Source organism: Pseudomonas sp. A2 (assembly GCF_023100865.1).
GTDB classification, from domain to species: Bacteria; Pseudomonadota; Gammaproteobacteria; order Pseudomonadales; family Pseudomonadaceae; genus Aquipseudomonas; species Aquipseudomonas asiatica.
This window is the reverse complement of the sequence record NZ_CP039127.1, coordinates 3,958,448-3,982,063: the sequence shown is the minus strand read 5'-3', so window position 1 is coordinate 3,982,063 and position 23,616 is coordinate 3,958,448. Positions and strand designations below refer to the sequence as shown.

The following is a 23,616-nucleotide window of genomic DNA, read 5'->3' as shown; positions in this document are numbered from 1 at the left end:
CAGTTCAGTTGTTTAAGACCTGCCACACGCAGCCATGTAGCAGGCCGTCGTCGCCATGAAATCAGAACGGCTCATCGTCCTCCGGTTCCTGGCCGCCCTTACGCTTTCGCTCCCGTGATTTGATCTTGGCCTGGGCCGCCAAGCTACTGTGTTGCAGGCGATAGGACTCGTTACCGGTTTCGACGATGTGGCAGTGGTGGGTCAGCCGATCCAGCAGGGCGGTGGTCATCTTGGCGTCGCCGAACACGCTCGACCATTCGGCGAAGCTCAGGTTGGTGGTGATCACCACGCTGGTGTGTTCGTACAGCTTGGATAGCAGGTGAAACAGCAACGCACCGCCGGCCTGGCTGAAGGGCAGATAACCCAGTTCGTCGAGGATGACCAGATCCATGCGCAGCAGAGCTTGGGCGATCCGCCCGGCTTTGCCGTCGTGCTTTTCGCGCTCCAGCAGATTGACCAGATCGACCGTGGAGTAGAAGCGCACGCGCTTGCCGTGCCGGGTGATGCCGGACACGGCCAGCGCAGTGGCCAGGTGGGTTTTACCGGTGCCAGGCCCACCGATCAGCACCACGTTCTGCGCGGTGTCGGTAAAGGCCAGACTGGCCAGTTCGCTGATCAAACGAGCGTCTGCGCTGGAGGCGCTGAAGTCGAAGCCGGCCAGGTCGCGGTGCATCGGCAGCTTGGCCATGTTCATCTGGTGGCTCACCGAGCGCATGGCGCGATCTGTGTGCTCTTGTTCCAGCAGGTGTTCGAGCAGCCACTTGGACGAGGCTGTGTTCGACTCACCCTGCGCAGTCAACTCCGCCCAGGCCGTGGCCATGCCGTGCAGGCGCAGCTCCTTGAGTTCCGCCATCAAATCACGCATGACCGATCTCCTCGGTCTGGCCACGCAGGCGGTCGTAGCGCGCCGTGTTAGCGACGGGGGCTTCCTTGAGCGACAAGTGGGTTTCGACGCTGGGTGGTGGTTCGGTCGCGGCCAGGCGCGCCACGACATTGAGGATGTGTTCGGCGCTCAGGCTGCCGCTTTCCAGTACCAGCTCAACAGCCACCAGCACCGCATCGAGCCCGGCGACCGGTACGGCAGCCAGAACTTGCGCCATGATCCGGTCACCGCCGGCATGACGCCCCAGACCGTGCTTAAGCTGACGCAGCGGCGCCGGCAGATCAGCAAAGGGCGCGCCGTTGCGCAGCGCACCGGGCTTGCGTTCGATCAGCGGGAGGTAGTGCTGCCAGTCATAGCTGACCTGGTCGCGATCCAGCAAGCGGACATGGCTGGCGATCAGCGCGTCGTCAGCCACCACCTCGATTCGCGTCGGATACAAACGGCTGCTGACCCACTTACCCGCATACTCACACGGCACCGAGTAGCGGTTGCGCCCGACGCTGACCAGGCAGGTGCTGGAGACCCGCGCAGGCCGCTCGACGTAACCGTCGAATGGCGCTGGCACAGGCATCAGTTCAGCGCGCTCCAACTCCAGCACTTCGGCCACACTCAGCCCGCTGTATTGAGGGTGCGTCAGCTCGTTCCAAAGCGCGCGGCAGCGCTGGCCCAGCCAGGCATTGAGTTCCTCGAAGGAGTGAAACTGGCAGTCCTGGGCGTCTAGCCAGATACGCCTGCGGCTGTCTTGCACGTTCTTTTCAACGATGCCCTTTTCCCAACCAGCGGCGACGTTGCAGAAGTCCGGATCGAACAGGTAATGCGCGCACATCACCGCAAAGCGCGCATTCACCGCCCGGCCTTTGCCCTTATTGACCTTGTCGACGGCGGTCTTCATGTTGTCGTAGATGCCCCGGCGCGGCACGCCGCCCAAGGAGCCGAACGAGCGTGTATGGGCGTCAAATAACATCTCATGGCCCTGGCTCGGATACGCCACAAGCCAGAACGCACGGCTGGCACACAGCTTCAGATGTGCCACCTGCATACGCCGGTAAATGCCGCCGACCAGCAAGCCTTCCTCGCTCCAGTCAAACTGAAACGCCTCGCCAAGAGCAAAGGTCAGCGGCACAAAGGCCTGCGACGCCTTGCCCTGTCCCCCTCGCCAGGCACGGATAAACGCGGTGAGCTGGCTGTAGCCACCGTCATAACCTTCGGCTTTGATTTGCGCCAACAGCGCCTTGGCACTGCGCCGCTGTTGCTTGGGCCGCAGCGAATCGGCTTTTAGCGCCTGCTCCAGCGTGGCGTGAAAAGGGCTGAGTTTGTTGAAGATCGCGCGGCGTTGGTAGACCGGCGGCTTGGCCTCAGGTGCTCTGACCCACTTGCGAATCGTGTTGCGCGCCAACCCGGTGCGCTTGGCTATCTCATGCAGCGACAGCTTGTCGCGGAAATACATCCGGCGAATTTTGCCCATCATTTCCATACTGATCACCCTGTGTTCTCCTGCTCAAAAATTGAGCAGAAGCAGTTGAACACCTGGGTCAGTTTTCAGTCGGCAGAACAGCCTCTACTGGGTCAGTTTTCGGTCAGCGGCAACAATGCAGCTGGCCAGCAGGAAGGCGGAGTTGCCCCACAGATAGTTGTCGTGCCGCCCGGCGATGTCCTCGTCGTAGGTGAAGCTCTGGACCGGGTTTTCTTGCGGGTGATAGGCAGAGCGGAGCATGAATCGCGGCCCGGTCAGCCCGGTATGACGGGCATCCTCGCTTTCACGGAACGCACGCCACTTGGCATGCCGGGGGCCGGCGAAAATGTCCTTGATCTCCTTCAGATTGGGCAGCTCTTCAAAGCTGCTCAGGTTGAAGAACTCAGGAGAGGGCGCCGCGAGAAAAGGGGCGTGTGCCATGGCACCGACCGAGGCCATGTAACTCAGCAGCTTTATATCGGGAGAAGAGGGGCCGAAGCTGTAGTTGCCAACCATCGCAGCAACGGGTTCACCACCAAATTGGCCATAACCTGCGGTGTAAACATGCTTGTAGATGCCGCTGCAAGTGATATCGGCGGCATTCTCGAAGTCATCGAGCAAGTCATCTTTGCTGACATGCAAGACTTCGAGCTTGATGTTCTCGCGGAAGTCGGTTCGGTCGACCAAAAGTTTGAGGCTGCGCCACGCGGATTCAAGTTGCTGGAACTCGGGCTGATGCAGGATTGCATCCATCTGCCTGCTGAGCACCCGATCCAGCTCAGCGATCATCTGGTCGACGCGATGTTTGTTGATAAGTTGATCAGGGTCATGGCTTTTAAGGATTTCGGCGATAAAAGCAGATACACCCTGGCGAGCGACTTGATAGCCCTCTTGAGTAGGTACCAACTTGGTTTCTGCCATGATCTGGTCGAGCAGGGTGGCGTTGCTCAGTGTTTCGGTTGTTGTTTCAACCGCGACGGTCGTGCTGTTTTGCTTTGGCATGGGGACGCTCCGTTGTCTCAGTCTTCTTTTGGCGCCTCGAGCACCAGGTCAAGTTCTTCTGCCAGTTGTTTGCGTGCCTGTTCGTTGTTCAGCAGGTGCTGCAGTTGCTTGCGGAACGTGGGCACGTTGCCCAGTGGGCCTTTCAGTGCGACCAATGCCTCGCGAAGCTCCAGCAGCTTGTTCAGCTCCGGTACCTGGCGGGCGATGCTGTCTGGCCCGAAATCGTTGATGGACTTGAACTGCAGGTTGACCGCCAGCTCTGCGTCGGGGGCAGTGCTGAGCATGGATGGCACGGACATGGCGAGGCTGACATCGGCGTCGTTCAACACATTGTTGAAACTGTGTTTGTCGATTCGCATGATCGAACGGTCTTCCAGCGCGCGGGCATCATCCAGGCCGAAATCGCCTAGTACCAACATCTTGTGCGGCAGCTCTACCTCGGCTTGTTCGCCGTCGGTGGCCGGTACGTACTTGATGTTTATGCGTTCTTTGGGTGCAACGGAGCCTGAGCTTTTATTCATGGATGTCAGCCTTCGTAAAGTTTTGATATATGTAGGAAGCGTCCTACAAAGTTATGTTTAAATTTAAACGTAATTGGAGTCTCGCTATGTGCGTGTAAAAAACCATGCACCGAAAAAATATTGTGCGTCGAGCGTGAAAGTGTAAGGAAATATTTGGTTGTGAATATGATTTTTTCTGTACTAGCCTTTGTTTCGTTTCGGTGCTCCACTATTCGGTAGTTGTGTGGATGACTGCTATTAAATCGTGACTGGCCAGTCGGGTAGCACTGTTGCGATATTTTACGAGTGAGTAAAGCCAATATGATGCTTCGCTATGCATATGGCGTTGGCCTTTCGATGTTGCTCTCCCTGGCGCCAAGTTTGGCAAGCCAGACCAGGGACTGCCCGCAGATCGTCTCCAACGTCGAGCGCTTGGCTTGTTTCGACCAGGCCGCTGGCACCCCGGCACATGTGACGAAACTGCAATGGTCCGCGCCGGAGCAGGATTCGCCCACGCTGCGTCGTGTGATGACCCATGAGGCGGGGCGGTCGCCGGAGGAGCTGACGTTTCGCCTCGAAAAAGGGGATGACGGGCTGATGATATCGGCGCCCGCAATCGCTTCGGTCGCACCGCACCCCTACCTGGTGATCAGTTGTGTGCAGAACATTTCCAGGTTGCAACTGGTTACCGCACAACCCATCGATGCCGGCCGGGTGATGGTGCGATTGCAGGGGGAGCGTGGCTCCACCCTCGCTACACCCTGGCAGGTGACGGAGAACGGCCAGGTGCTTGACGCTGGCAGGGGCTTGCCGGGCATCGAGCAGATCAAGCCCCTGATCGGGGCCCATCGCATTCAGGTCGAGAGCGACAACCCAGCCGTTGATGGGCTGGTTTTCGACGCTCAGGGGCTGGACCCACTCATCGATGAGGCGCGCAAGGCATGTCGCTGGTAGCAGAGGTCACCGCACAGGAAATTGCCCGGTTGCTTGCCCCCATCGACGCGCAGAACCCTGCCGGCCTGTTCGATGTGGAGAACGAAACCTACCAGGCCATTGACCAGGAAATGGTCAAGCTGGGTGGGCTGCAGGAGCCTTCCATCGACTGGGCCTATATCGAAGAAGCGTCCCGCCAGTACCTGGGCCAGGAGTGCAAGCACCTGCGCATCGTCGCGCACCTGGGTGTCGCTTGGCTGCGCAGCCAATGCTGGGAGCGCTGGGGTTTTACCCTCGCACTGCTGGCCGGCATGGTCGAAGCCTATTGGGAAAGCGCATACCCGAAACCGGGCCCCAAAGGGTTCCTCGGCAAGCGCAAGCTGGTTGGCCTGATGATCAACCGTTTGCTCGTGGCGTTGCCGCGCCTGGACCGTTTCACGTTCAGCCCCGCGCACGCCGCGGCGGCTCAGGGCGCGTTGCAACGCCTGCAACAGCAGCGGGAAGCAGCGCAGCTCGATGAAGCGGCCCTTGGCGAACTGGAGCGCCTGCTACGCAAGCACACGGAACTTTCAAACGGCCTTGCCGAGCCCACCACGGACAAGCCCCCTGCAAAAGGCATCAAGGCTGCGCCACTGGCCGAGGTCATCGCCACACCAATGCCCCGTGTGTCGTTGGGCAACGAGCGGGAATCACGAAGGGCCATGCTGACCATGGCCGAGCTGATCAATCAACAGGACCCTTACGATCCTGCTGGCTACCAATTGCGTCGGTTCGGCTTGTGGGCGCACATCCAGACGCCGCCTCAAACCAGGCAGGGCAACCGCACGGAGCTGATGGCGGTGCCGCAGGACATTGCCGGGGACTATGAAGATGCCATTGCCGCTACTGCAATCGACGCGGCCCTGCTGCAGCGGATCGAAAAGAGCGTGACGGCTTGCCCTTACTGGATTCGCGGCAGCTTTCTGGCAGCGAGCGCTGCCACGCGGCTGGCGATGGGCGAGGTGGCTGAGGCCATTCGCGCTGCGACCGCGCGGTTCGTGCAGCGCATGCCCGCGCTGCAGCAGTTGTGCTTCAGCGACGGCAAGGTATTTGTCGATGACCAATGTCTGGCGTGGCTCAGGGGGGCACAAGGGCAATCCGATTCGGACGCAGCCTCACAGGAATTCGCCACGTTGCGAGAGGAGCTGGCCTGCCAACTGGAAACCAGCGGCGTGGAAGCGGTGTTGCTCAGGCTGCAGGGCATGCAGGCGGACTTCCGCAGCCTGCGTGAGCGCTGCCATACCACGGTGATCGCGGCTGATCTGCTGGCTGCTCGGGGCGTGTCCTGGCTGGCCCAGGACTTGTGCGCAGGCGTTGCCCGAACGATGCAGGAAACCACCGCCAGCGCCTGGGAGCCTGCGGTGTTTCAACGCCTTCAGCAGTACGCGTGCACGGTCCATCACGGGCTGATTGGAACAAGGAACGGGAGTCAGGATGAATCAACTGTGGAAGCATCTTAAACGTTGGGGCTTGCCCCTGGTGGCCCGTATCGGCCTGGCCATGCCGCTGCTGCTCGGGCTGGGTGCCGCATTGATGCTGGTTGCAATCTGGTGGCTCGGCCCGCAATGGGTCTGGCGCGAGCAGCAGCCGCTGGCTAGCGTGGCGCATCGCGGTTTGGCCAGCCTGGCGCTGGTGTTGGTGCCGCTACTCTGCTGGCTTGTGGTGCTGCGCAGGCGTTATTGCCGTTTGCAGGCCGAACGCAAGCAGGCGGTGGACGCTGAACTGGACAATGTGTTGCCTTTCGTCCAGGCACAGGAAAAAGCCTTGGACCAAGGGCTGGCACGCTATCTGGACAATGCGGGTGGCAGGCGTGCCTTGTACCGACTGCCGTGGTATCTGGTGGTGGGCGACCAACAGGCCGGCAAGACCAGCTTCATCGACCGTACCGAACAGAGTTTTTCCCTGACCCGCATCGACAAGGCACAAGCGCGAGGCAGGCAAGCGCAGGTGCTGGCTTATCCGATAGGCTGGTGGGTCAGTAACGATGCGGTGATCATCGACCCGCCGGGCGCTTTCGTCCGTCAGGAATCGTTGGCAGGTTCATCAGCCGAGGAGTCAGACACGTCGAAAGCACCACCCGCCACTTCGGCCAGGTTGTGGGAACACATGCTGGGCTGGCTGGTACGTAACCGAAGCCAGAGAGCACTAAATGGCTTGCTGTTGGTCGTTGACCTGCCTGCGCTACTGCATGGCACGCCTGAGCAACGTGTCGCCTTGGCGCATGTGCTACGCACGCGGCTGTATGAAGTTAGCAGTCAGTCGGGCTCGCGCCTGCCGCTGTATGTGGTACTGGCCAAATTCGATCTGCTGGACGGTTTCGACCAGCTGTACGCTGGGCTTCCTGCCGCCATGCGGGAAAACATGCTGGGCTTCACCTTCAAACTGGATGCGGTCGGCACGTTCGATGCCTGGCTGGATGAATATGGCGATCATTATGATCGGTTGATAAGGCAATTGTTTGAACAGGTAGTGGACCGGCTCGATGTATTGGCCGGTGCGCCGTCGCGAGTTCGCTTGTTTTCGTTGCATGCCCAGTTGATCGGGCTGCGTCCGATACTGTTGGCCTTCCTGAAAGAAACCCTCGCAAGTGACCGTTTCACCACGCCTGCCTTGGTACGTGGCGTGTACTGGTCTTCGGTCTTGCAGCAGGGCGACATGCTCAATGCGTTCGTGCGTGAGGCGGCACAGCCGTACAAGACCGAGTTTCCGCTGCGTGAAGGCAAGGCGCAGGGGCAGGCGCTGGTCTACTTCATTCAGCACGCCTTCCGGCGAGTCATCTACCAGGAGGCCGGCCTTGCCGGGGACAACATCAAGGTAGCGCGCAGCAAACGTCGGTTGCTCTGGGTGGGGTCTGCAGTAGGCGTGCTGGCCTTCAGTGTCGCCATCGCCAGTTGGCAACGCTACTTTGACATCAATGGCGCCAAGGCCGCCAACGTGCTCGCCAAGAGCAGAGAGTACAGTCATCACGAAGTGGACCAGCGTCTGGACCCCACCGGGCGCAACCTGCTGGAACCGCTGGACCAGATACGCGATGCCGTGTCGGTGTTTGGCGACTATCGTGCCGCGTGGCCGGGTGTTTCCGACCTTGGCTTGTATCAGGGGCGCGCCATTGGCCCTCGCGTCGACGAGGCCTACCTGAGCTTGCTCTCCAGGCGCTTCCTGCCAGCCTTGGCCAGCGGTGTGATCGATGCCATGGACGCTGCGCCGCCGGGCAGCGAACAGCAGATGGCTGCGCTTCGGGTTTATCGAATGCTGGAGGACCGCCAGAGCCGCCGCCCCGAATGGGTCGAGGACTGGATGGCCCGCCAGTGGCAACAGAAGTTCCCCGGGCAGGGGCAATTGCAAGGCGACCTCATGCGGCACCTGAAGTATGCCTTGGCCTATGCCGATACCGATCTGCCGCAGTATCGCCAGCGTATTGCAGAGGTGCAGCAGGTCCTGCGCAAGGTACCTTTGCCAGAGCGGGTGTACGCGAGCCTGAAACAGCAGGCTGGAGAGCAGTTGAATGCCGGCCTGGACCTGCGTCATCAGGTGGGGCCAGCGTTCGATGTGGTGTATCAGTCCTCTCCAGGCCTCAGGCAGGGGGAGGGTGTCCTGATAGCGCCAATGCTCACCGCCAAGGGCTTCAAAGAGTACTTCGAGCCACGTAGCCAGCGGTTTGCAGATATGGCGATGATCGACCAGTGGGCACTGGGCGAGCGCGGCCAGCTCGATTACTCGGATGCCGACCGGGAGGCGCTGGGCGAACGGCTACGTAACTTGTACAGCGCCGATTTCATTGACAGTTGGCGTCGTGCCTTGAATGCCTTTTCGGTGGCTGACTTCCACGACCTGGATCATGGCGTAGCGATCCTGGGGCAGTTGACCGGGCCAGCAGCGCCCCTGCATCGGTTGCTGGACACAGTGAGGGACAACACATCGCTTTCATCAGCCGTTGTCGCTGAGGCACCCGGGGAGGTCGAAGCGTTGCGACCGACAAGTGGCAGGCCTGATCAACAACAGGCCTGGGCCATTCAGCGGGCCTTTGCCGGGCTGAGTGCCATGCTGCAGGCAACCGGTGAGAAACCCAGCTACTACGATGAAACTCTTGGTGCCATCGCGGCCGTGCACGACTATGCCAAGGCGGTGCAGGACAGCCCCGACCGAGGCAAGGCTGCCCTGCAGGCCGTGCATCAGCGATTCTCGATGACAGGGCAAGACCCCATCGGCACCCTGCAGCGGGTGGCCACCGGCTTACCGGAACCGATCAACCACCAGGTCAGAAAGATGGCCGATCAAACAGCACAGGTGCTGAATGTCGAAGCCTTGCGCGAATTGGAGCGACGCTGGGACGCCGAGGTATACAGCTTCTTCCAGCAGCGCCTGGCAGGGCGCTACCCCTTTGTCGTGAAGGCTCCCGACGCCTCGCTGGACGACTTTGAGGCCTTCTTCGGGCCGAAGGGGCGGCTGCAGCGGTTCCATGATCAATACCTGAAGGTCTTCCTGAGGGATAACCTCGAAGCCCTGCAGGCCGGCCAGCAGGGGCAGTCGCTGATCCGCAGTGATGTGCTCGAACAGCTGGAGCGGGCAGATCGTATCCGCGAGACCTTCTTTGATCAGCGCGGCAACCTGAGTGTGCAGTTCAGCATCGAGCCGTTGGGCCTGAGTGCCAACCAACGCACGAGCTTGCTGGACCTGGACGGCCAATTGATTCCCTACACCCATGGCCCGAGCCAGATCACCGGTATCGTCTGGCCCAATACCTTGGGGCAGCAGGTGCGCAGTAACCTGACCTTGCTCCGGCAGAACGGCAACAGCAGCAGCCTTGAGTACCGTGGCCCCTGGTCGATGTTCCGCTTGCTCAGCCGTGGCTCGCTCAATGGGCGCACGGCGACCAGCGTGGACCTGAGCTTCAGGACCGGCGATGGCGTGATGCGCTACAGGCTTAACGCGCAGAAAGCCTTCAACCCTATAACCCAAGAGCCTTTCAAAGGTTTCCAGTTGCCACGAGGGTTGTTGCAGAAGTCGCCCAAGCTGGGGCCGACCACGCAGGCCGGCTTGTGAGGGTTGGCTTGGGAGTACGGTGCGAACCGGTCACCCATTGCGCTGGCGCCCCCAAAGTTGCGCCGACAGCAGTTGAAGGCGCTCGGCCAGCTTGGCGACATGGGCGGCAGTGGTTCGACTCTGGTTGCTGGCGTGCACGCTTTTCTGGGTGGTTTGACTGATATCGGCCAGGTTGCACTGGATGCTGTCACCCACCGCGCTCTGCTCCTCTACGGCGGCAGCGATCTGCACGCTCATGCCGCTTATTTCATCTACGCGCTGGGTGATCCCGTCCAGCGCCCGGGCAGCCAGCAGTGCCTGTTCTACACTGACACCGGCCTTGCTGTGACTGCGCTGCATCGCAAGCACGGCATCCCCCGTGGAACGCCGCAGGGTGTCGATGGTGCCCTGGATGTGAGCAGTGGATTGCTGAGTCCGCGAAGCCAACCCGCGCACCTCGTCGGCGACCACCGCGAAACCCCGGCCCGCCTCTCCAGCGCGGGCAGCCTCGATGGCGGCGTTGAGGGCAAGCAGGTTGGTCTGTTCGGCGATGCTTTGAATGACCTCGAGTACGCGGTCAATTTCATTGCCATGCTGTTCCAGTTGATGAATCACCATGCTGGTCTGTTGCACTTCGCTGGCGAGGCTATCAATGTGCTGGCGGGTCTGCTCAACCAGTTGGTGGCCGCGGTCGGATTCCTGGTTGGCCAGGTTCGCGGCGCTGGCGGTGAGCTGAGCGTTGCGCGCCACTTCCTGCACACTGCTGGCCATCTGGGTTATTGCGCTGGCAACCTGGGCAGTTTCCCCCTGCTGGCGGAGGGTCGCGCAATTGTTGTTGTCCACTGCAGAAAGAAGCTCTTCGGCTTCCTTGCTCAACTGGCGGGACGAATCGGCAATGCGTCCGACTATTGCCCGGGTCTCGGCTTCGAGCATTTGCAGGGTGAAATCGATCTGGCCAAACTGGTCGCGGCGGCCGCTGTAGAGAATCTGGCTCAGCGGATTGTCGGCGATCTTCCTGGCTTTTCGGGCAAGGGCGTCGAGGGGGCGCAGGCTGAAGCGCAACACGCCGCCAAGCAGCAAGCTCGATAGCGTCATGGAGAAAGCGGCATGGCTCCAGGGCAACGCACCCAGCAAGCCCAAGGCAGCAAAGCACAGCAGGTTCACGCCAGTGCTGGCAAGTGCCAGGCGCATGCCGACGGACAGCCGTGACATACGCAGGCAGTTGGTCTTTTTACCACTACGCAACTGTGCATAGAGATGTTCAGCAGCCTCCACCAGCGCTTTGGCCGGTAGCGTGCGAACCGATTGGTATTCCACTGTTTCGCCATTGCGCTGCATCGGCGTGACATAGGCGCTGACCCAGTAGTGGTCACCGTTCTTGCAGCGATTTTTTACCAGCCCCATCCACGAGCGCCCATCCTTGAGTGTCTGCCACATATGCGCAAAAGCTTCTGGCGGCATGTCCGGGTGGCGCACGATGTTGTGATTGACGCCGAGCAATTCGGCTTCACTGAACCCGCTGATGTTGATGAAGTCGGGATTGACGTAAGTGATGGCGCCCTTTGGGTTGGTTGTTGAAAGAATGTTCGCGTTTGCGCTGAATTCGACGGCACGACCACTGACCGGAAGATTGGTTTTCATTGTTTTTCTCCTGAACTGACAGGTACGCGCCGGGTAACTGCGCTTCCTTCGAAACGGTCTTCTGTGCTGAGCAGGTGTTGTATCTGAGCGGCGGGTTGTGGCCGGCTGAACCAGTAGCCTTGGGCGTAGTGGCAGCCTTCACCGACCACGAATTCGAGTTGCGCCGAACTCTCGATGCCTTCGGCCACTACTTCCAGGCCGAGGCTACGGCCGAGAACGATGATCGCCTGGCTGATCGCGCTCTGTTTGTTCTCGTAAGGAACGCCGGTGATGAAGCTCTTGTCGAGCTTGAGGATGTGCAGCGGAAAGCGCGTGAGGTAGCCGAGCGAGGAGTAACCCGTGCCAAAATCGTCCAGCGCCAGCAGAACACCAAGGCTGGTCAGCTCATGCAGACAGGCCAGCGTGTCCATGTCGTCGTGCATCAGTTGGCTTTCGGTGATCTCCAGGATCAGGCTGGCGGGAGGCAGGCCGCTTTCCTGGAGGATATCGATCAGCCGGAGGGTGAAGTCGGCTTGTTGCAATTGCGTGCTGGAAATGTTCACCGAGCAGCGCAGGCGCTCATGCCCGGCCAGTTGCCAGGCCCGGGCCTGCCGACAGGCCTGGCGCAGTACCCATTCGCCGACGCGGATGATCTCTCCCGATTCCTCCAGCGCAGGGATGAACTCCAGTGGCGAGATCAGGCGTTCGCCATGGCGCCACCGCAACAGCGCCTCGACCCCGGTCACCAGAGGTGTCCCTTGGTCCAGGTGATAGATCGGTTGGTAGTACAGTTCGAATTCATTCTGTTGCAGTGCCTGGCCTAGCGCGGATTCCAGTTCCAGATGCTGCTGCGCGGTATCTTGCAATGTTTCGTCGTAGTGGGCGTACCGCGCCTTGCCGGCAGACTTGGCTCGGTAGAGGGCAAGGTCGGCAGCCTGCAGCACATCCAGGGCTTTGCCATTGTCGTGCAACGGAGCGATGCCGATGCTGGCGCTGACCACCAGGGTTCGACCGTCCATGTGCAGCGGTTGGTGCAGGTTGTCGAGGATGCGTTGGGATATCTGCTCGGCGTCGCGGTCGCAGGTGAGGTCGTGAAGCAAAACGATGAATTCGTCTCCGCCGAAGCGGAACAGTTGGTCAGTGGGGCGCAGTGACTCTTTCAAGCGCCTTGCCACTTCCACCAGCACGCGATCACCGACGTTGTGGCCGAGGCTATCGTTGATCAACTTGAAGCGGTCCAGATCGATGAACAGCAGCGCTTCGTAGTCACCGCCCTTGCGCTGCTTCCTGAAGGTCTTCTGCATTTGCTCGTCAAGCCGGATGCGGTTGGCCAGGCCGGTCAACGGGTCATGCTGGGCGGTATGCTGGAGGCGCTGCTCGGCATCCTTGCGTGCACTGATATCAGACTGCGAGCCAGCCATGCGTAGCTCGCCAGGGTTGGTCATTTCGGCGACCCCTCGCACGAGGACCCAGATGTAGTCGCCGTTGTGCTTGCGGATACGGTACTCGTGGTGAACGGATGATGTCTGCCCTTGAAGATGGGCATCGATGGCATGGCGAAAATCGGGCAGGTCGTCCGGGTGCACGCGACCGAACCAACTGGAACTGCTCTCGCCGATGCTGTCGCGGCTGAGGCCAAGCATGCTGGCCCAACGCTCTGAAACGTAAAGCCGGTCCTGATCTACATGCCAGTCCCACAGCCCGTCGTTGGCACCGCGCAGCGCGCCTCACTATCTTCCAGCGCCTTGTGCTGGGCCGCACTGTAGGTATCGATGGCCAGCGTCATGTCGAAGAACACTGCCTTCAACAGGCTGGAATACAGCGTGGCATCCGGGCTGTCGCCGAACACGCTTTCAAGCATGTCGTCGAGGTAAAGCCGATAGCTGCCGAGATACCACTTCAGCTCCAGGCCGATCTGCTGATGGATCACACCGATGCGCAGGCGGCCGTTGACGTAGGTTTCATCGTAGGGGCCGCTCCACAAGCGCTGGTAATACTCAGCCTGGCTCTGCTTCAAACGGGCGGTGACTTCCGGCGTGCGAAGCAACGCGGACGGCGTGGAAAATTCCGCCAGGTGACGGTACAGATGGTCGACGAAAGCTTGCTGGGACGGGGCCATGTACTGAGCTGCTACGCCTAGTCGTCTGGCATCTTCGGCGCTCCAGTCGAGAAAGCGAAAGCGTTCGACAATCTCCGCATGGTCGAGACGGATACGCTTGAGTAATTCCTCGAGGTCTTTTGTCACCTTCATTCACATCCCCCCGGTGTTGGAGAAGATTCCTTTTTGCTGAACAAAAAAAAGCGCCGTGACAACAAGTTCTGCTCAAGAACTTGTTGTCACGGCGCTTCGTCTTTCAGGCCTATTATCCTGCTCGGCAAAGCCGGTTCCCGCAGGGCGGAACCTGGTGATGGCACATTCACATCACTGGGGATCTTCCGACAATTTATCCAGCAATGCAACCAGGCGTCGCCGCAGCAGCCCCAGTTCGCGGGATTTGAAGGCGTGTCGGGTCTGTTCGAGAACCTCGGTGGCATCCAGCAAGGCAGCCTGTATCTGCCCAGCCGAGCCCAACTGGGTTTCACCGAGCCAGCGGCAAAGCGGGGCGACGCTGCAATTGCCAGGCGTACTCAGCACCTCGCAATCGGGTGCTACAGGCGCCAACAACTGGCGCAATTGATCGGCCAGCTCAAGATTGTTGCAGATAATTCTGGTTGCCTGGTTGGACTCGCTCATCAAACTGCATTCCCATATGTTTGGTGTGCTGTTTACAACACCGCCCATGGCGTTTGACTGATTCAGGTCAATGCTGAAGCCTTTCCACTTACCCTGTGAGGGTGATGTTGCCGTGTGTTGTCATGCACGGGGTCGCTGGCCTGGTATTCCGGTGTTTGGCTGACCAGTCAACATGGGAACACCACGTTCGTGCGCGATGCCGCGTTGCGGATATGCTCCTGCATTGCACGCTGTGCCCCGGCCTGGTTGCCACGGGCAAGCTGGCGCAGGATCTTGCGGTGTTCCTGCCAGGTCTCCATGGCGCGTTCAGGGCGAATGAAAGGCAGCTTCTGGCTCTCCAGGAAAATGTCCTGGCTGGTGGTGATCACCTGCAGCATGGCGTGGTTGCCACTTGCTTCCAGCAGGCGGCGGTGAAAGGCGAAGTCCAGGCGCGCTGCGGCCTCGAAATTGCCGGCACGCAGCTCCTGGCGCATCGACTCGACATTGGCTTCGAGCGCATCGATGTCTGCTGCCGTCAGGTACAGCGCCGCCAAGCCGGCGGCAAACCCTTCGAGTGCATAGCGCAGTTGGAAGGTATCGACGGCGGATACCTGTTCGGCATAGGGCCAGGAGAAGCCGGTGGCGGATGGCGGCGCCTGGACGAATACCCCCTTGCCCGGTTGTACGCTCACCAGCCCCAAGGCGCTCAAGGAGGACAGCGCCTCGCGCAGGGACGCGCGGCTTACACCCAACTGCTCTGCCAGGTCACGTTGGGAGGGCAGGGCATCACCGGGCTGGTAGTCGCCTTCCTGGATCAGTTTGCGGATAGCCTGCAAGGCGATTTCCGGAACTGCGCGGGGGAGTGTCTCGAGCATCTGTTCAGACCAGCTGGCAAGGGGTCTGCGCTTTTTAAAGGCTTTACCGGTTGCCTGGCAAGTATCGCCCCATGCTGACGCAGCGGGGCAGGTGGCTGCACGAAAGGGGGGCGATGGCAGAGGGTAGGCGCTAGCTGTTCAGACCAGTAAGACCGCGTGATGCCAAGGGGCGAAAGCGTATTCCGGGGCTGCCGGGCAACACTGGCACGGCCTGTGCTTTTCGGGCTAGGCAACTTCTTCGCATGCACCCGAGGCATTTTCCATGAAAAACATCCGTTCCTTGCTTCTGGCCGCCCTGGTTTGTGGCGGCGTCATGAGCGTTTCCCACGCCCAGGCCGATGCGCTGGCCGACATCACTGCCCGGGGCGTGCTCAAGGTAGCCGTACCCCAGGACTTCCCTCCCTTCGGCTCGGTGGGGCCGGACCTCAAACCTCGCGGCCTGGACATCGACACCGCGCAGCTACTGGCTGACAGGCTCGGCGTCAAGCTGGCGCTGACCCCGGTCAACAGCACCAACCGCATTCCGTTCCTCACTACCGGAAAGGTCGACCTGGTGATTTCCAGCCTGGGCAAGAACCCGGAGCGGGAAGCGGTGATCGATTTTTCCCGCCCCTACGCACCGTTCTACCTGGCAGTGTTCGGGCCGGCCGAGACGTCGATCGACAATATCGGTGCCGTTGCCGGCAAGACCATCAGTGTCACGCGTGGCTCGATCGAGGACATGGAGTTATCCGCGGTCGCCCCTCAGGGTGCGGTCATCAAGCGCTTCGAGGACAACAACTCGACCATCGCCGCCTACCTGTCGGGCCAGGTCGAGCTGATCGCCAGCGGCAGCGTGGTAATGGCTGTCATTGCCGAGAAGAACCCGAACAAGGTGCCGGTCATGAAGGTCAAGCTCAAGAACTCGCCAGTGTACGTGGGGCTGGCCAAGCAGGAGCCGGCCTTGCTCGAGAAGGTCAACGCCACTCTGAATGCGGCCAAGGCCGACGGCAGCCTCGACCGCAATGCCGAAAAGTGGCTGAAGCAGCCATTGCCGGCCGACCTTTGAACGGCCCTGGAGTCGCCGACCCATGGCCTATCAATTTGACTTTTCCCCTGTGCTGGCCCAAGGCGGCCTGCTGCTCGAAGGGGCTGTGTTCACGCTAGAGCTGACGTTGATCGGCACCCTGTTCGGGGTGGCCATCGGTGTGCTGGGTGCGGTGGTGCGCGCCTGGCGACTACGGCCGTTCGATGCGCTGTTCGGCCTTTACGTGGAGCTGATCCGCAACACGCCCTTCATCGTCCAGTTGTTCTTCATCTTCTTTGGCCTGCCCTCGCTTGGCGTTCGGTTGACGGAATGGCAGGCGGCGGTACTGGCCATGGTGATCAACCTTGGGGCCTATTCCACCGAAATCATTCGGGCGGGTATCCAGGCCATTCCCAGAGGGCAACTGGAGGCTGCGGCGGCATTGGCCATGAGTCGTTTCGAGGCTTTTCGCCATGTGGTGCTGCAACCTGCACTGGCCAAGGTCTGGCCGGCCCTGTCGAGCCAGATCGTGATCGTAATGCTCGGGTCGGCGGTGTGCTCGCAGATCGCCACAGAAGAACTGTCGTTCGCTGCCAACTTCATCCAGTCGCGCAACTTCCGGGCTTTCGAGACATACCTGCTGACCACGGCTCTGTACCTGGTCATGGCCATCCTGGTGCGCCAACTGCTGGCATGGATAGGCCGGCGCGCTTTGACGGGGAGACGCTGAATGGATTTCACCTTGTGGGACATCGTGCGCAACCTGCTCGCAGGTTTGCAATGGACCTTGCTGCTGTCGCTGGTGGCGTTCGTATGCGGTGGTATTGCCGGGCTGTTGCTGCTATTGGCGCGAATCTCCGATAGCCGGATGCTGCGTGGCGCGGCCAGGAGCTACATCGAGCTGTTCCAGGGGACGCCGCTGCTGATGCAGCTGTTCATGGTGTTTTTCGGCATCGCCCTGTTCGGCATCGATGTTTCGGCCTGGATGGCGGCGGCCATCGCCTTGACGTTGTTCACCAGTGCCTTTCTCGCCGAGATCTGGCGAGGCTGCGTCGAGTCCATACCACATGGCCAGTGGGAGGCCTCCGGCAGCCTGGCCATGAGCCGTCTGGAGCAGTTGCGCCACGTCATCCTGCCCCAGGCCCTGCGCATTGCCGTCGCGCCGACTGTCGGGTTCTCGGTGCAGGTGGTCAAGGGCACGGCGGTGACCTCGATCATCGGTTTCACCGAGCTGACCAAGACCGGCGGCATGTTGGCCAACGCCACTTTCGAACCGTTCCTGATCTACGGTCTGGTGGCCGTGGGTTACTTCGTCCTTTGCTACCCGCTCTCGCTGAGCGCCCGTTACCTGGAGAGGAGGCTGCATGCCCCTGCTTAGAGTGTCTGCATTGCACAAGTACTACGGCGACAATCATGTGCTCAAGGGTGTCGACCTGGCGATCGAGGAGGGCGAGGTGGTCGCCATCATCGGCCGTAGCGGTTCCGGCAAGAGTACCTTCCTGCGTACCCTCAACGGCCTGGAGTCGATCAGCGATGGGGTGATCGAGGTGGACGGCGAATACCTGGATGCCGGCCGCGCCGACTTGCGCTCGCTGCGGCAGAAGGTTGGCATGGTGTTCCAGCAGTTCAACCTCTTCCCTCACCTGACAGTGGGCCAGAACGTGATGCTTGCGCCCCAGGTGGTGAAGAAGGCCGGCAAGGCCGAGGCCCGCCAGTTGGCCGAGCAGATGCTCGCCAGGGTTGGACTGGGCGACAAGTTCGACGCCTACCCGGACCGCCTTTCCGGCGGCCAGCAGCAGCGGGTGGCGATTGCCCGGGCGCTTGCCATGTCGCCAAAGGTGTTGCTGTGCGACGAGATCACCTCGGCGCTCGACCCCGAGTTGGTCAACGAAGTGCTCGGAGTGGTGCGCCAACTGGCCAGTGAAGGCATGACCCTGATCATGGTCACCCACGAAATGCGTTTTGCCCGGGAAGTCGGTGACAAGCTGGTCTTCATGCATCAAGGCAAGGTCCACGAGACTGGCCATCCACGCGAGGTTTTTGCGGCGCCCCGAACAGCTGAGCTGGCGAATTTCATCGGTAGCGTGGCAGGAGGTTAGGTGGCGTCTGCAGGTTTCGTCGCCCCAAAAAATGCTCCGTATCGAATGTTACGGAGCATTTTTCATCATTGCCTGGATCCCAGGGGCTGCGGTGTGCCTTTGTCATGGGCCAGGTATCCATCACGCTTGCATCCGCCGCGCTTCAGGTTTGACCCACGGTTACGGTCAAAGCCATGCCTTGATCTGCCTCGACACAGCGTCAGTGGAGATCCCGTAACGGTCATGCAAAGTCGGCAGTGCCCCTGCATCGAGAAACGCATCCGGTAGCGCGATCTGGCGGAAGGTTGGTGTGACCCCGTTGCGCAGCAGTACGCCGGCCACAGCTTCCCCCAGGCCCCCTATGATCGAGTGGTTTTCCGCAGTGACCACCAGGCGACCAGGCTTGCGTGCCTCGGCGAGGATGGTCTGTTCATCGAGCGGTTTGATGGTAGGCACGTGCAGTACCGACACGTCCACTCCGTCCTTTTGCAACTGCTCGGCAGCCTCCAGCGCGCGCATGGTCATGAGGCCGCTGGCTATCAACAGCACGTCCCGGCCACCGCGCAACACCTGCGCCTTGCCCAGCTGGAACTGGTAATCGTAGCGATCGAGCACCAAGGGTACGTTGCCGCGCAGCAGCCTCATGTAGACCGGCCCCTGATGGGCGGCGATCGCTGGCACAGCCTGTTCGATCTCCAGCGCATCGCAGGGGTCGACGATCATCAGGTTGGGCATCGCCCGGAAGATGGCCAGGTCATCCGTGGCCTGGTGGCTAGGACCATAACCGGTGGTCAGGCCAGGTAGCCCACAGACGATCTTGACGTTGAGGTTCTCTTCTGCGATCGCCATGCAGATGAAGTCATAGGCCCGACGGGAGGCGAACACCGCATAGGTGGTGGCAAAGGGGGTCATGCCCTCTCGTGCCATGCCGGCAGCGGCGCTCATCAGCAATTGTTCGGCCATGCCCATTTGATAGAAGCGCTCGGGGTGGGCTTTGGCGAATATGTGCAGGTCGGTGTACTTGGACAGATCGGCACTTAGGCCAACTATATCCTGACGTTGCTCGGCAAGGCCTGCCAGGGCATGGCCGAACGGGGCAGGGCGGGTCGGCTGGCCGTCGGCGGCAATCGAGGCGATCATGGCCGAGGTGGTCAGGCGTTTCTTGGGTGAGTTCACAATGCTCATGCTTGGCTCCCGGCGTCCAGCGCTTTCAGGGCGAGGTCCCATTCGTTTTCATCGACGCGAATGAAGTGCGTCTTGTCGCGGTTTTCCAGGAAAGGCACACCTTTGCCCATGCGGGTATCGCAGATGATCACGCGCGGTTGCGCCCCGGCGTGGGCACGGGCCTGGTCGAAGGCGCCGGCCAGCGCATCCAGGTCATTGCCGTCCACGCGTTGAACGAACCAGCCAAAGGCTTGCCAACGGTCGACGATTGGCTCGAAGGCCAGTACCTCGCTGGAATGGCCATCCGCCTGCTGGTTGTTCACATCGATGATGGCGATCAGGTTGTCCAGGCGCCAATGGCTGGCCGACATGGCGGCCTCCCAGGTCGAGCCCTCGTTGAGCTCGCCATCGGACAGCAGGTTGTAGACCCAGCTGTCCGAACCCTTGCGTTTGAGCCCGAGGCAAGCGCCGACGGCGATGCCCAAGCCGTGGCCGAGCGAGCCACCGGTGATCTCCATGCCTGGGGTGTAGGCAGCCATACCGGACATGGGCAAGCGGCTGTCGTCGCTACCGTAGGTTTCAAGCTCCTCCTCGGGGATTACGCCGGCCTCGATCAGTGCGGCATAGAGGGCGATCGCGTAGTGCCCGATGGACAGATAGAAGCGGTCGCGCTGCTCCCATTCGGGGTTGCCGGGGTCGAGGCGCAGCGCATGGAAATACGCGACCGCCAGCAGGTCGGCGGCGCCCAGCGCCTGGCCGACATAGCCCTGGCCCTGGACTTGCCCCATGCGCAATGCGTGGCGGCGGATATTGCGAGCGCGCACAGCCAGCGGCAGCGCCTCGGTGTAGGTAGGCACAGCAGTCATTGAAGTGACTCCTTTTATCGAATCAACGATTGACCAGATGAGCCGGTACTCGCGACACCAGGAAGGCGCCAAACATGAGTACGGCCGTGATGAGATACATGCCGATGGCATTGCTGCCCAAGGTGGTAGTGACCCAGCCGATCAGGTAGGGCGAGCAGAAGCCGGCGAGGTTGGCGAAACTGTTCACCGCCGCGATGCCTGCCGCCGCCGATACACCTCCCAACAGCGTGGTGGGCAGCATCCAGAACAGTGAAGAGGCGGATAGCACTCCAGCCGCAGCGAGGCACAGGCTGAGGATCGACAGCGTCAGGCTGCTGCCCAGTGCTGCGGCGAGGCTCAGGCCCAGAGCGCCGATCAGCATGGGGATCGCCAGATGCCAGCGGCGTTCACGGTGACGGTCGCCGCTGCGCCCGGCCCACAGCATCGCGACGATGGCACACAGGTACGGCAGGCTGGTCAGCAGGCCGATGTGCAAAGGTTCGCTGACGCCGGCATTGCGTACCAGTGTGGGTAGCCAGAACGTGATTGCGTACTGGCCCATCACTACGCAGAAGTAGATGCCCGCCAGCAACCAGAGCCGACGGTCGCGGATGAAGTCGGCCACCGAGCCGTGGTTTACCTTGTGTTGTTCGTCTTCAGCCAGCTCCTTGCGCACCAGGGCTTTTTCTTCGTCGCTCAACCAGTGAGCCTGATCGACGCCATCCTTCAGGTAGCTCAGCACCAGGACGCCCACCAGTACCGTGGGGATGGCTTCGAGCAGGAACATCCACTGCCAGCCCGCCCAGCCGTGAACGCCGGCAAAGCGCTCCATGATCCAACCCGACAAGGGGCCGCCGATCATGCCCGACAGCGGAATCGCGATGAACCACAGCGCGGTCATCTTCGCCCGGCGGTAAGACGGGAACCAATAGGTCAGGTACAGCAGAAGTCCCGGTGCCAGGCCTGCTTCAGCGATCCCCAGCAAAAAGCGCAGGGTATAGAATTGCCAGGCTGTCTCCACCAGGGCGAACATCGCCGAGATGATGCCCCAGGTGATCATGATGCGAGCGATCCAGCGTCGAGCGCCCACTTTGTGCAGAATGATGTTGCTGGGCACCTCGCAGAGAAAGTAGCCAATGAAGAACATGCCAGCGCCCAGTCCGTAGACCGCTTCGGAAAGGGCCAGGTCGTCCATCATCTGCAGCTTCGCAAAGCCGACATTGACCCTGTCCAGATAGGCGCACAGGTAGCAGAGCATGAGAAAAGGCATCAGTCGCCAGGCCGTTTTACGGTAGGCACTGCTGCGTGCGGCGGATACCGCATCGAGCGCTAATGTGGTCATTCGTTCTGATCTCTTGTTGTTATCGAACGCGTGGCCTGCGCCGGGCTCGGGTGCAGGTCACGATGCACCGGGTGCTCAGTGGATCAGCATCCCGCCGTTGACATCCAGGGTAATGCCCGTCAGGTAGCTGGACAGGTCACTGGCCAGGAACAAGGCCGCATTGGCGACATCGCGCGCCTCGCCCAGGCGGCCCAAGGGGATGCCTTCGATGATGGCGTGACGGCGCTCATCCTGCATGAGGCCACCGGTGATGTCAGTGTGAATCAGGCCTGGCGTGATCGAGTTGACGCGAATATTGTCCGGCCCCAGCTCGCGGGCCATCGCCTTGCCCAATCCAAGCACGCCAGCCTTCGCCGCGCTGTAGTGAGGGCCACCAAAGATGCCGCCACCACGCTGGGCAGACACAGAGGACATGCAGATGATGCTGCCGGCGCGTTGCGCACGCATGGTTGGGATCACCGCCTGGGACATCAACAATGTGCCACGCAGGTTCACGTTGAGAATCCGGTCATAGTCAGACCCTGTGATTTCCAGGGTTTTCACCGGTTGAGTGATGCCGGCATTGTTTACCAGCACGTCGATCCGACCGAATTGCGCGAGCACTTGAGCGATGGCATCACGCACTTGTGCTTCATCGGCAACGTTGGCAGCCAAGCCGAGGTGGCCTTCGCCCAGTGAAGCGGCAGCCTCGGTCGCGGCGGAGGCGTCCAGGTCCAGGATCGCGACTTTGGCGCCCTGAGCGGCAAACGCCTGGGCTGTTGCGCGGCCGATGCCGCGGGCAGAGGCCGCGCCAGTGATCACGGCAAATTTTCCTGTTAACAGCATCGAAGGTGCTCCAGATGGTTGTTGTTGTGAGCGGCGGTTCCAGGCAGAACCGATAGGCACAGCTTCGTCCCGGACAGCACCCCGAGCAACGCTGCCTCCTTCACCCGGTGCTGAAAAAAATTCAGCCCTCGACTTGTGCCTTGGGCTTACAGGAAGGTAAAAGCCTTGGTGTCGCTTCGAATCCTTCAGGAAATGGTCATGAGCCTGGACATCCTCAGAAAATCGCCTCAGATCCCTTCCCTGAAAGCAATTCAGGCCTTCGAGCAAGTCGCTCGCTTCGCCAACGTTGCACGGGCCGCAGAGCAGTTGAACCTCACACCCTCTGCGGTGAGCCACCAGATCGCCAATCTGGAAGCCTTGATCGGTCGTCCGTTGTTCATTCGCGAAGCGCGCGGTGTTGCATTGACCCCGGCCGGAGAGCAGTACCTGCGCGAGGTGTCAGGCATATTGCAAAGCCTGGCTACGGCCACCGAGCGCGCCGGCAACTCGGTGGGCTTCGATTGCTTGCGGCTTCATTCCGCGCCCAGCTTTGGCCTGCTCTGGTTGCTGCCGCGCCTGGACCATTTTCGTAACAGTCATCCGCAGATCCAGATCAACCTGTCGTGCTCCTACGAGTCGCTGCACTTCGGCCGCCATCAGATCGATCTGGATATCCGTCATGGCTACCCCAACTGGCCCAGCCTGGAAGTGCGTACCATCCGGCATGAACGTGCAACTGTGCTGGCCTCGCCACAGCTTCTCGAGCGTACGCCTATCAGGCAGCCGGGCGATCTGCTGGGGCAGAACCTGATCCTGTCGGAAGCCGCATTGGTGCAGTGGCCCCAATGGTTCGCCCAGCAAGGTGTGACGTTGCCTCAAACCCCCTACGCCCTGAGCTTCGATCGCTCCTACATGAGCCTGGAGGCCGCCAGCCACGGGTATGGGGTGGCCTTGGAGAGTTCCCTGCTGGCGCAGGACTACATTGCCCGAGGCGAGTTGGTACCGGTATTTACAGAAGACCTGGCGACGCCCGTCAGTGCCCACCACCTGGTTTTTCCTCGAGGCCATGCTGAAGCTCCCAGGGTTCGCCAGTTCCTTGAATGGGTTCAGGGCCAGCTCGGTCATGACTTCAATTACTGAGAGCCGTTTGCACAACAGATGAACTGCGCTAGGGGCCGGCTATCAAGTCAGCAGAAGGCTGGATAGCACCAGAACTCAACGGTAATAAGCAACAAGGGAAAAGCCCTACAACCCTATCGGAAGTTTCGCTGCCCGGTTCGGGTTGTACATCTTCAGGGTGTCGCTACCATCAGGGCTCGGCGCTTCCATGGAGATTC

Annotated in this window: 18 protein-coding genes and 2 pseudogenes; 8 read left to right on the top strand and 12 right to left on the bottom strand. The window is 60.9% G+C overall.

The annotated features are described in order from the left end of the window. Positions 1-61: 61 nt before the first annotated feature. The 4 genes and pseudogenes from istB to tssB form a co-directional block, all read right to left on the bottom strand. Positions 62-865: an IS21-like element ISPst3 family helper ATPase IstB gene (istB, locus tag E5221_RS18505; protein ID WP_010454871.1), complete on the bottom strand. Its 804-nt coding sequence runs from the start codon at positions 863-865 to the stop codon at positions 62-64. Further along, a complete protein-coding gene (istA, locus tag E5221_RS18500) occupies positions 858-2,357 on the bottom strand; it encodes an IS21-like element ISPst3 family transposase (protein WP_024012635.1) in 1,500 nt (499 codons plus the stop codon). The genes istB and istA overlap by 8 nt, the downstream gene beginning before the upstream one ends. Before the next feature lie 114 nt (positions 2,358-2,471). Beyond that, a pseudogene (tssC, locus tag E5221_RS18495) lies at positions 2,472-3,338 on the bottom strand (type VI secretion system contractile sheath large subunit); the annotation flags it as partial. A gap of 17 nt (positions 3,339-3,355) precedes the next feature. Then, on the bottom strand, positions 3,356-3,859 hold the full coding sequence (gene tssB, locus E5221_RS18490; protein WP_003258364.1) for a type VI secretion system contractile sheath small subunit: 504 nt from the start codon (positions 3,857-3,859) through the stop codon (positions 3,356-3,358). Positions 3,860-4,195: 336 nt separating this feature from the next. Between tssB and vasI the strand changes: the two genes are divergently transcribed. Genes vasI through tssM form a run of 3 tightly spaced genes read left to right on the top strand, consistent with a single transcriptional unit; the run spans position 4,196 to position 9,853 of the window. Then, complete coding sequence (gene vasI, locus E5221_RS18485; protein ID WP_082041824.1) at positions 4,196-4,792, top strand: type VI secretion system-associated protein VasI; 597 nt, start codon at positions 4,196-4,198, stop codon at positions 4,790-4,792. Then, entirely contained in the window at positions 4,780-6,270 is a 1,491-nt protein-coding gene (gene tssA, locus E5221_RS18480) for a type VI secretion system protein TssA (RefSeq protein WP_247846210.1), read from the top strand. The genes vasI and tssA overlap by 13 nt, the downstream gene beginning before the upstream one ends. Then, a complete protein-coding gene (gene tssM, locus E5221_RS18475) occupies positions 6,245-9,853 on the top strand; it encodes a type VI secretion system membrane subunit TssM (RefSeq protein WP_247846209.1) in 3,609 nt (1,202 codons plus the stop codon). Before tssA ends, tssM begins: the two co-directional genes overlap by 26 nt. A 30-nt stretch (positions 9,854-9,883) precedes the next feature. Here the strand turns inward: tssM and E5221_RS18470 are convergent, their stop codons facing one another. From E5221_RS18470 to E5221_RS18455, 4 genes and pseudogenes are all read right to left on the bottom strand, one after another. After that, positions 9,884-11,473 (bottom strand): PAS domain-containing methyl-accepting chemotaxis protein, encoded by a 1,590-nt coding sequence (locus tag E5221_RS18470; RefSeq protein WP_061551118.1) that lies wholly within the window; start codon positions 11,471-11,473, stop codon positions 9,884-9,886. Then, positions 11,470-13,703 (bottom strand): annotated as a pseudogene (locus E5221_RS18465) (EAL domain-containing protein). Before E5221_RS18465 ends, E5221_RS18470 begins: the two are co-directional and overlap by 4 nt. 171 nt (positions 13,704-13,874) lie before the next feature. Continuing rightward, the gene (locus tag E5221_RS18460) at positions 13,875-14,186 is read right to left on the bottom strand and encodes a hypothetical protein (protein WP_061551120.1); all 312 of its coding nucleotides are present in this window, start codon (positions 14,184-14,186) and stop codon (positions 13,875-13,877) included. Positions 14,187-14,353: 167 nt separating this feature from the next. After that, the gene (locus tag E5221_RS18455; protein WP_061551121.1) at positions 14,354-15,040 is read right to left on the bottom strand and encodes a FadR/GntR family transcriptional regulator; all 687 of its coding nucleotides are present in this window, start codon (positions 15,038-15,040) and stop codon (positions 14,354-14,356) included. Between the two features lie 262 nt (positions 15,041-15,302). Between E5221_RS18455 and E5221_RS18450 the strand changes: the two genes are divergently transcribed. From E5221_RS18450 to E5221_RS18435, 4 genes are read left to right on the top strand one after another with little or no spacing between them, the layout of a single operon-like run. Then, positions 15,303-16,088: a transporter substrate-binding domain-containing protein gene (locus E5221_RS18450; RefSeq protein WP_247846208.1), complete on the top strand. Its 786-nt coding sequence runs from the start codon at positions 15,303-15,305 to the stop codon at positions 16,086-16,088. A gap of 22 nt (positions 16,089-16,110) precedes the next feature. Next, the gene (locus E5221_RS18445; RefSeq protein ID WP_003258372.1) at positions 16,111-16,776 is read left to right on the top strand and encodes an amino acid ABC transporter permease; all 666 of its coding nucleotides are present in this window, start codon (positions 16,111-16,113) and stop codon (positions 16,774-16,776) included. After that, positions 16,777-17,424, top strand: coding sequence for an amino acid ABC transporter permease (locus E5221_RS18440; protein WP_013973354.1), 648 nt, complete (start codon positions 16,777-16,779; stop codon positions 17,422-17,424). Beyond that, a complete protein-coding gene (locus tag E5221_RS18435; protein WP_015271020.1) occupies positions 17,411-18,145 on the top strand; it encodes an amino acid ABC transporter ATP-binding protein in 735 nt (244 codons plus the stop codon). The genes E5221_RS18440 and E5221_RS18435 overlap by 14 nt, the downstream gene beginning before the upstream one ends. A gap of 165 nt (positions 18,146-18,310) precedes the next feature. On the opposite strand, the gene E5221_RS18430 is transcribed toward E5221_RS18435, so the two are convergent. The 4 genes from E5221_RS18430 to E5221_RS18415 all read right to left on the bottom strand — a co-directional run bounded on the left by E5221_RS18430 (position 18,311) and on the right by E5221_RS18415 (position 22,300). Then, positions 18,311-19,309 carry a transketolase family protein gene (locus E5221_RS18430; RefSeq protein ID WP_247846207.1) on the bottom strand — a complete coding sequence of 333 codons (999 nt, stop codon included), beginning with the start codon at positions 19,307-19,309 and terminating at the stop codon, positions 18,311-18,313. Continuing rightward, on the bottom strand, positions 19,306-20,154 hold the full coding sequence (locus E5221_RS18425) for a transketolase (RefSeq protein ID WP_247846206.1): 849 nt from the start codon (positions 20,152-20,154) through the stop codon (positions 19,306-19,308). Before E5221_RS18425 ends, E5221_RS18430 begins: the two co-directional genes overlap by 4 nt. A 22-nt stretch (positions 20,155-20,176) precedes the next feature. After that, entirely contained in the window at positions 20,177-21,475 is a 1,299-nt protein-coding gene (locus E5221_RS18420) for an MFS transporter (protein WP_013973350.1), read from the bottom strand. A gap of 75 nt (positions 21,476-21,550) precedes the next feature. Then, on the bottom strand, positions 21,551-22,300 hold the full coding sequence (locus tag E5221_RS18415; protein ID WP_003258380.1) for an SDR family NAD(P)-dependent oxidoreductase: 750 nt from the start codon (positions 22,298-22,300) through the stop codon (positions 21,551-21,553). 198 nt (positions 22,301-22,498) lie between these two features. Here E5221_RS18415 and E5221_RS18410 point away from each other — a divergent pair, with 198 nt between their 5' ends. Beyond that, positions 22,499-23,419 carry a LysR substrate-binding domain-containing protein gene (locus E5221_RS18410; protein ID WP_061551124.1) on the top strand — a complete coding sequence of 307 codons (921 nt, stop codon included), beginning with the start codon at positions 22,499-22,501 and terminating at the stop codon, positions 23,417-23,419. Positions 23,420-23,616: the final 197 nt, after the last annotated feature.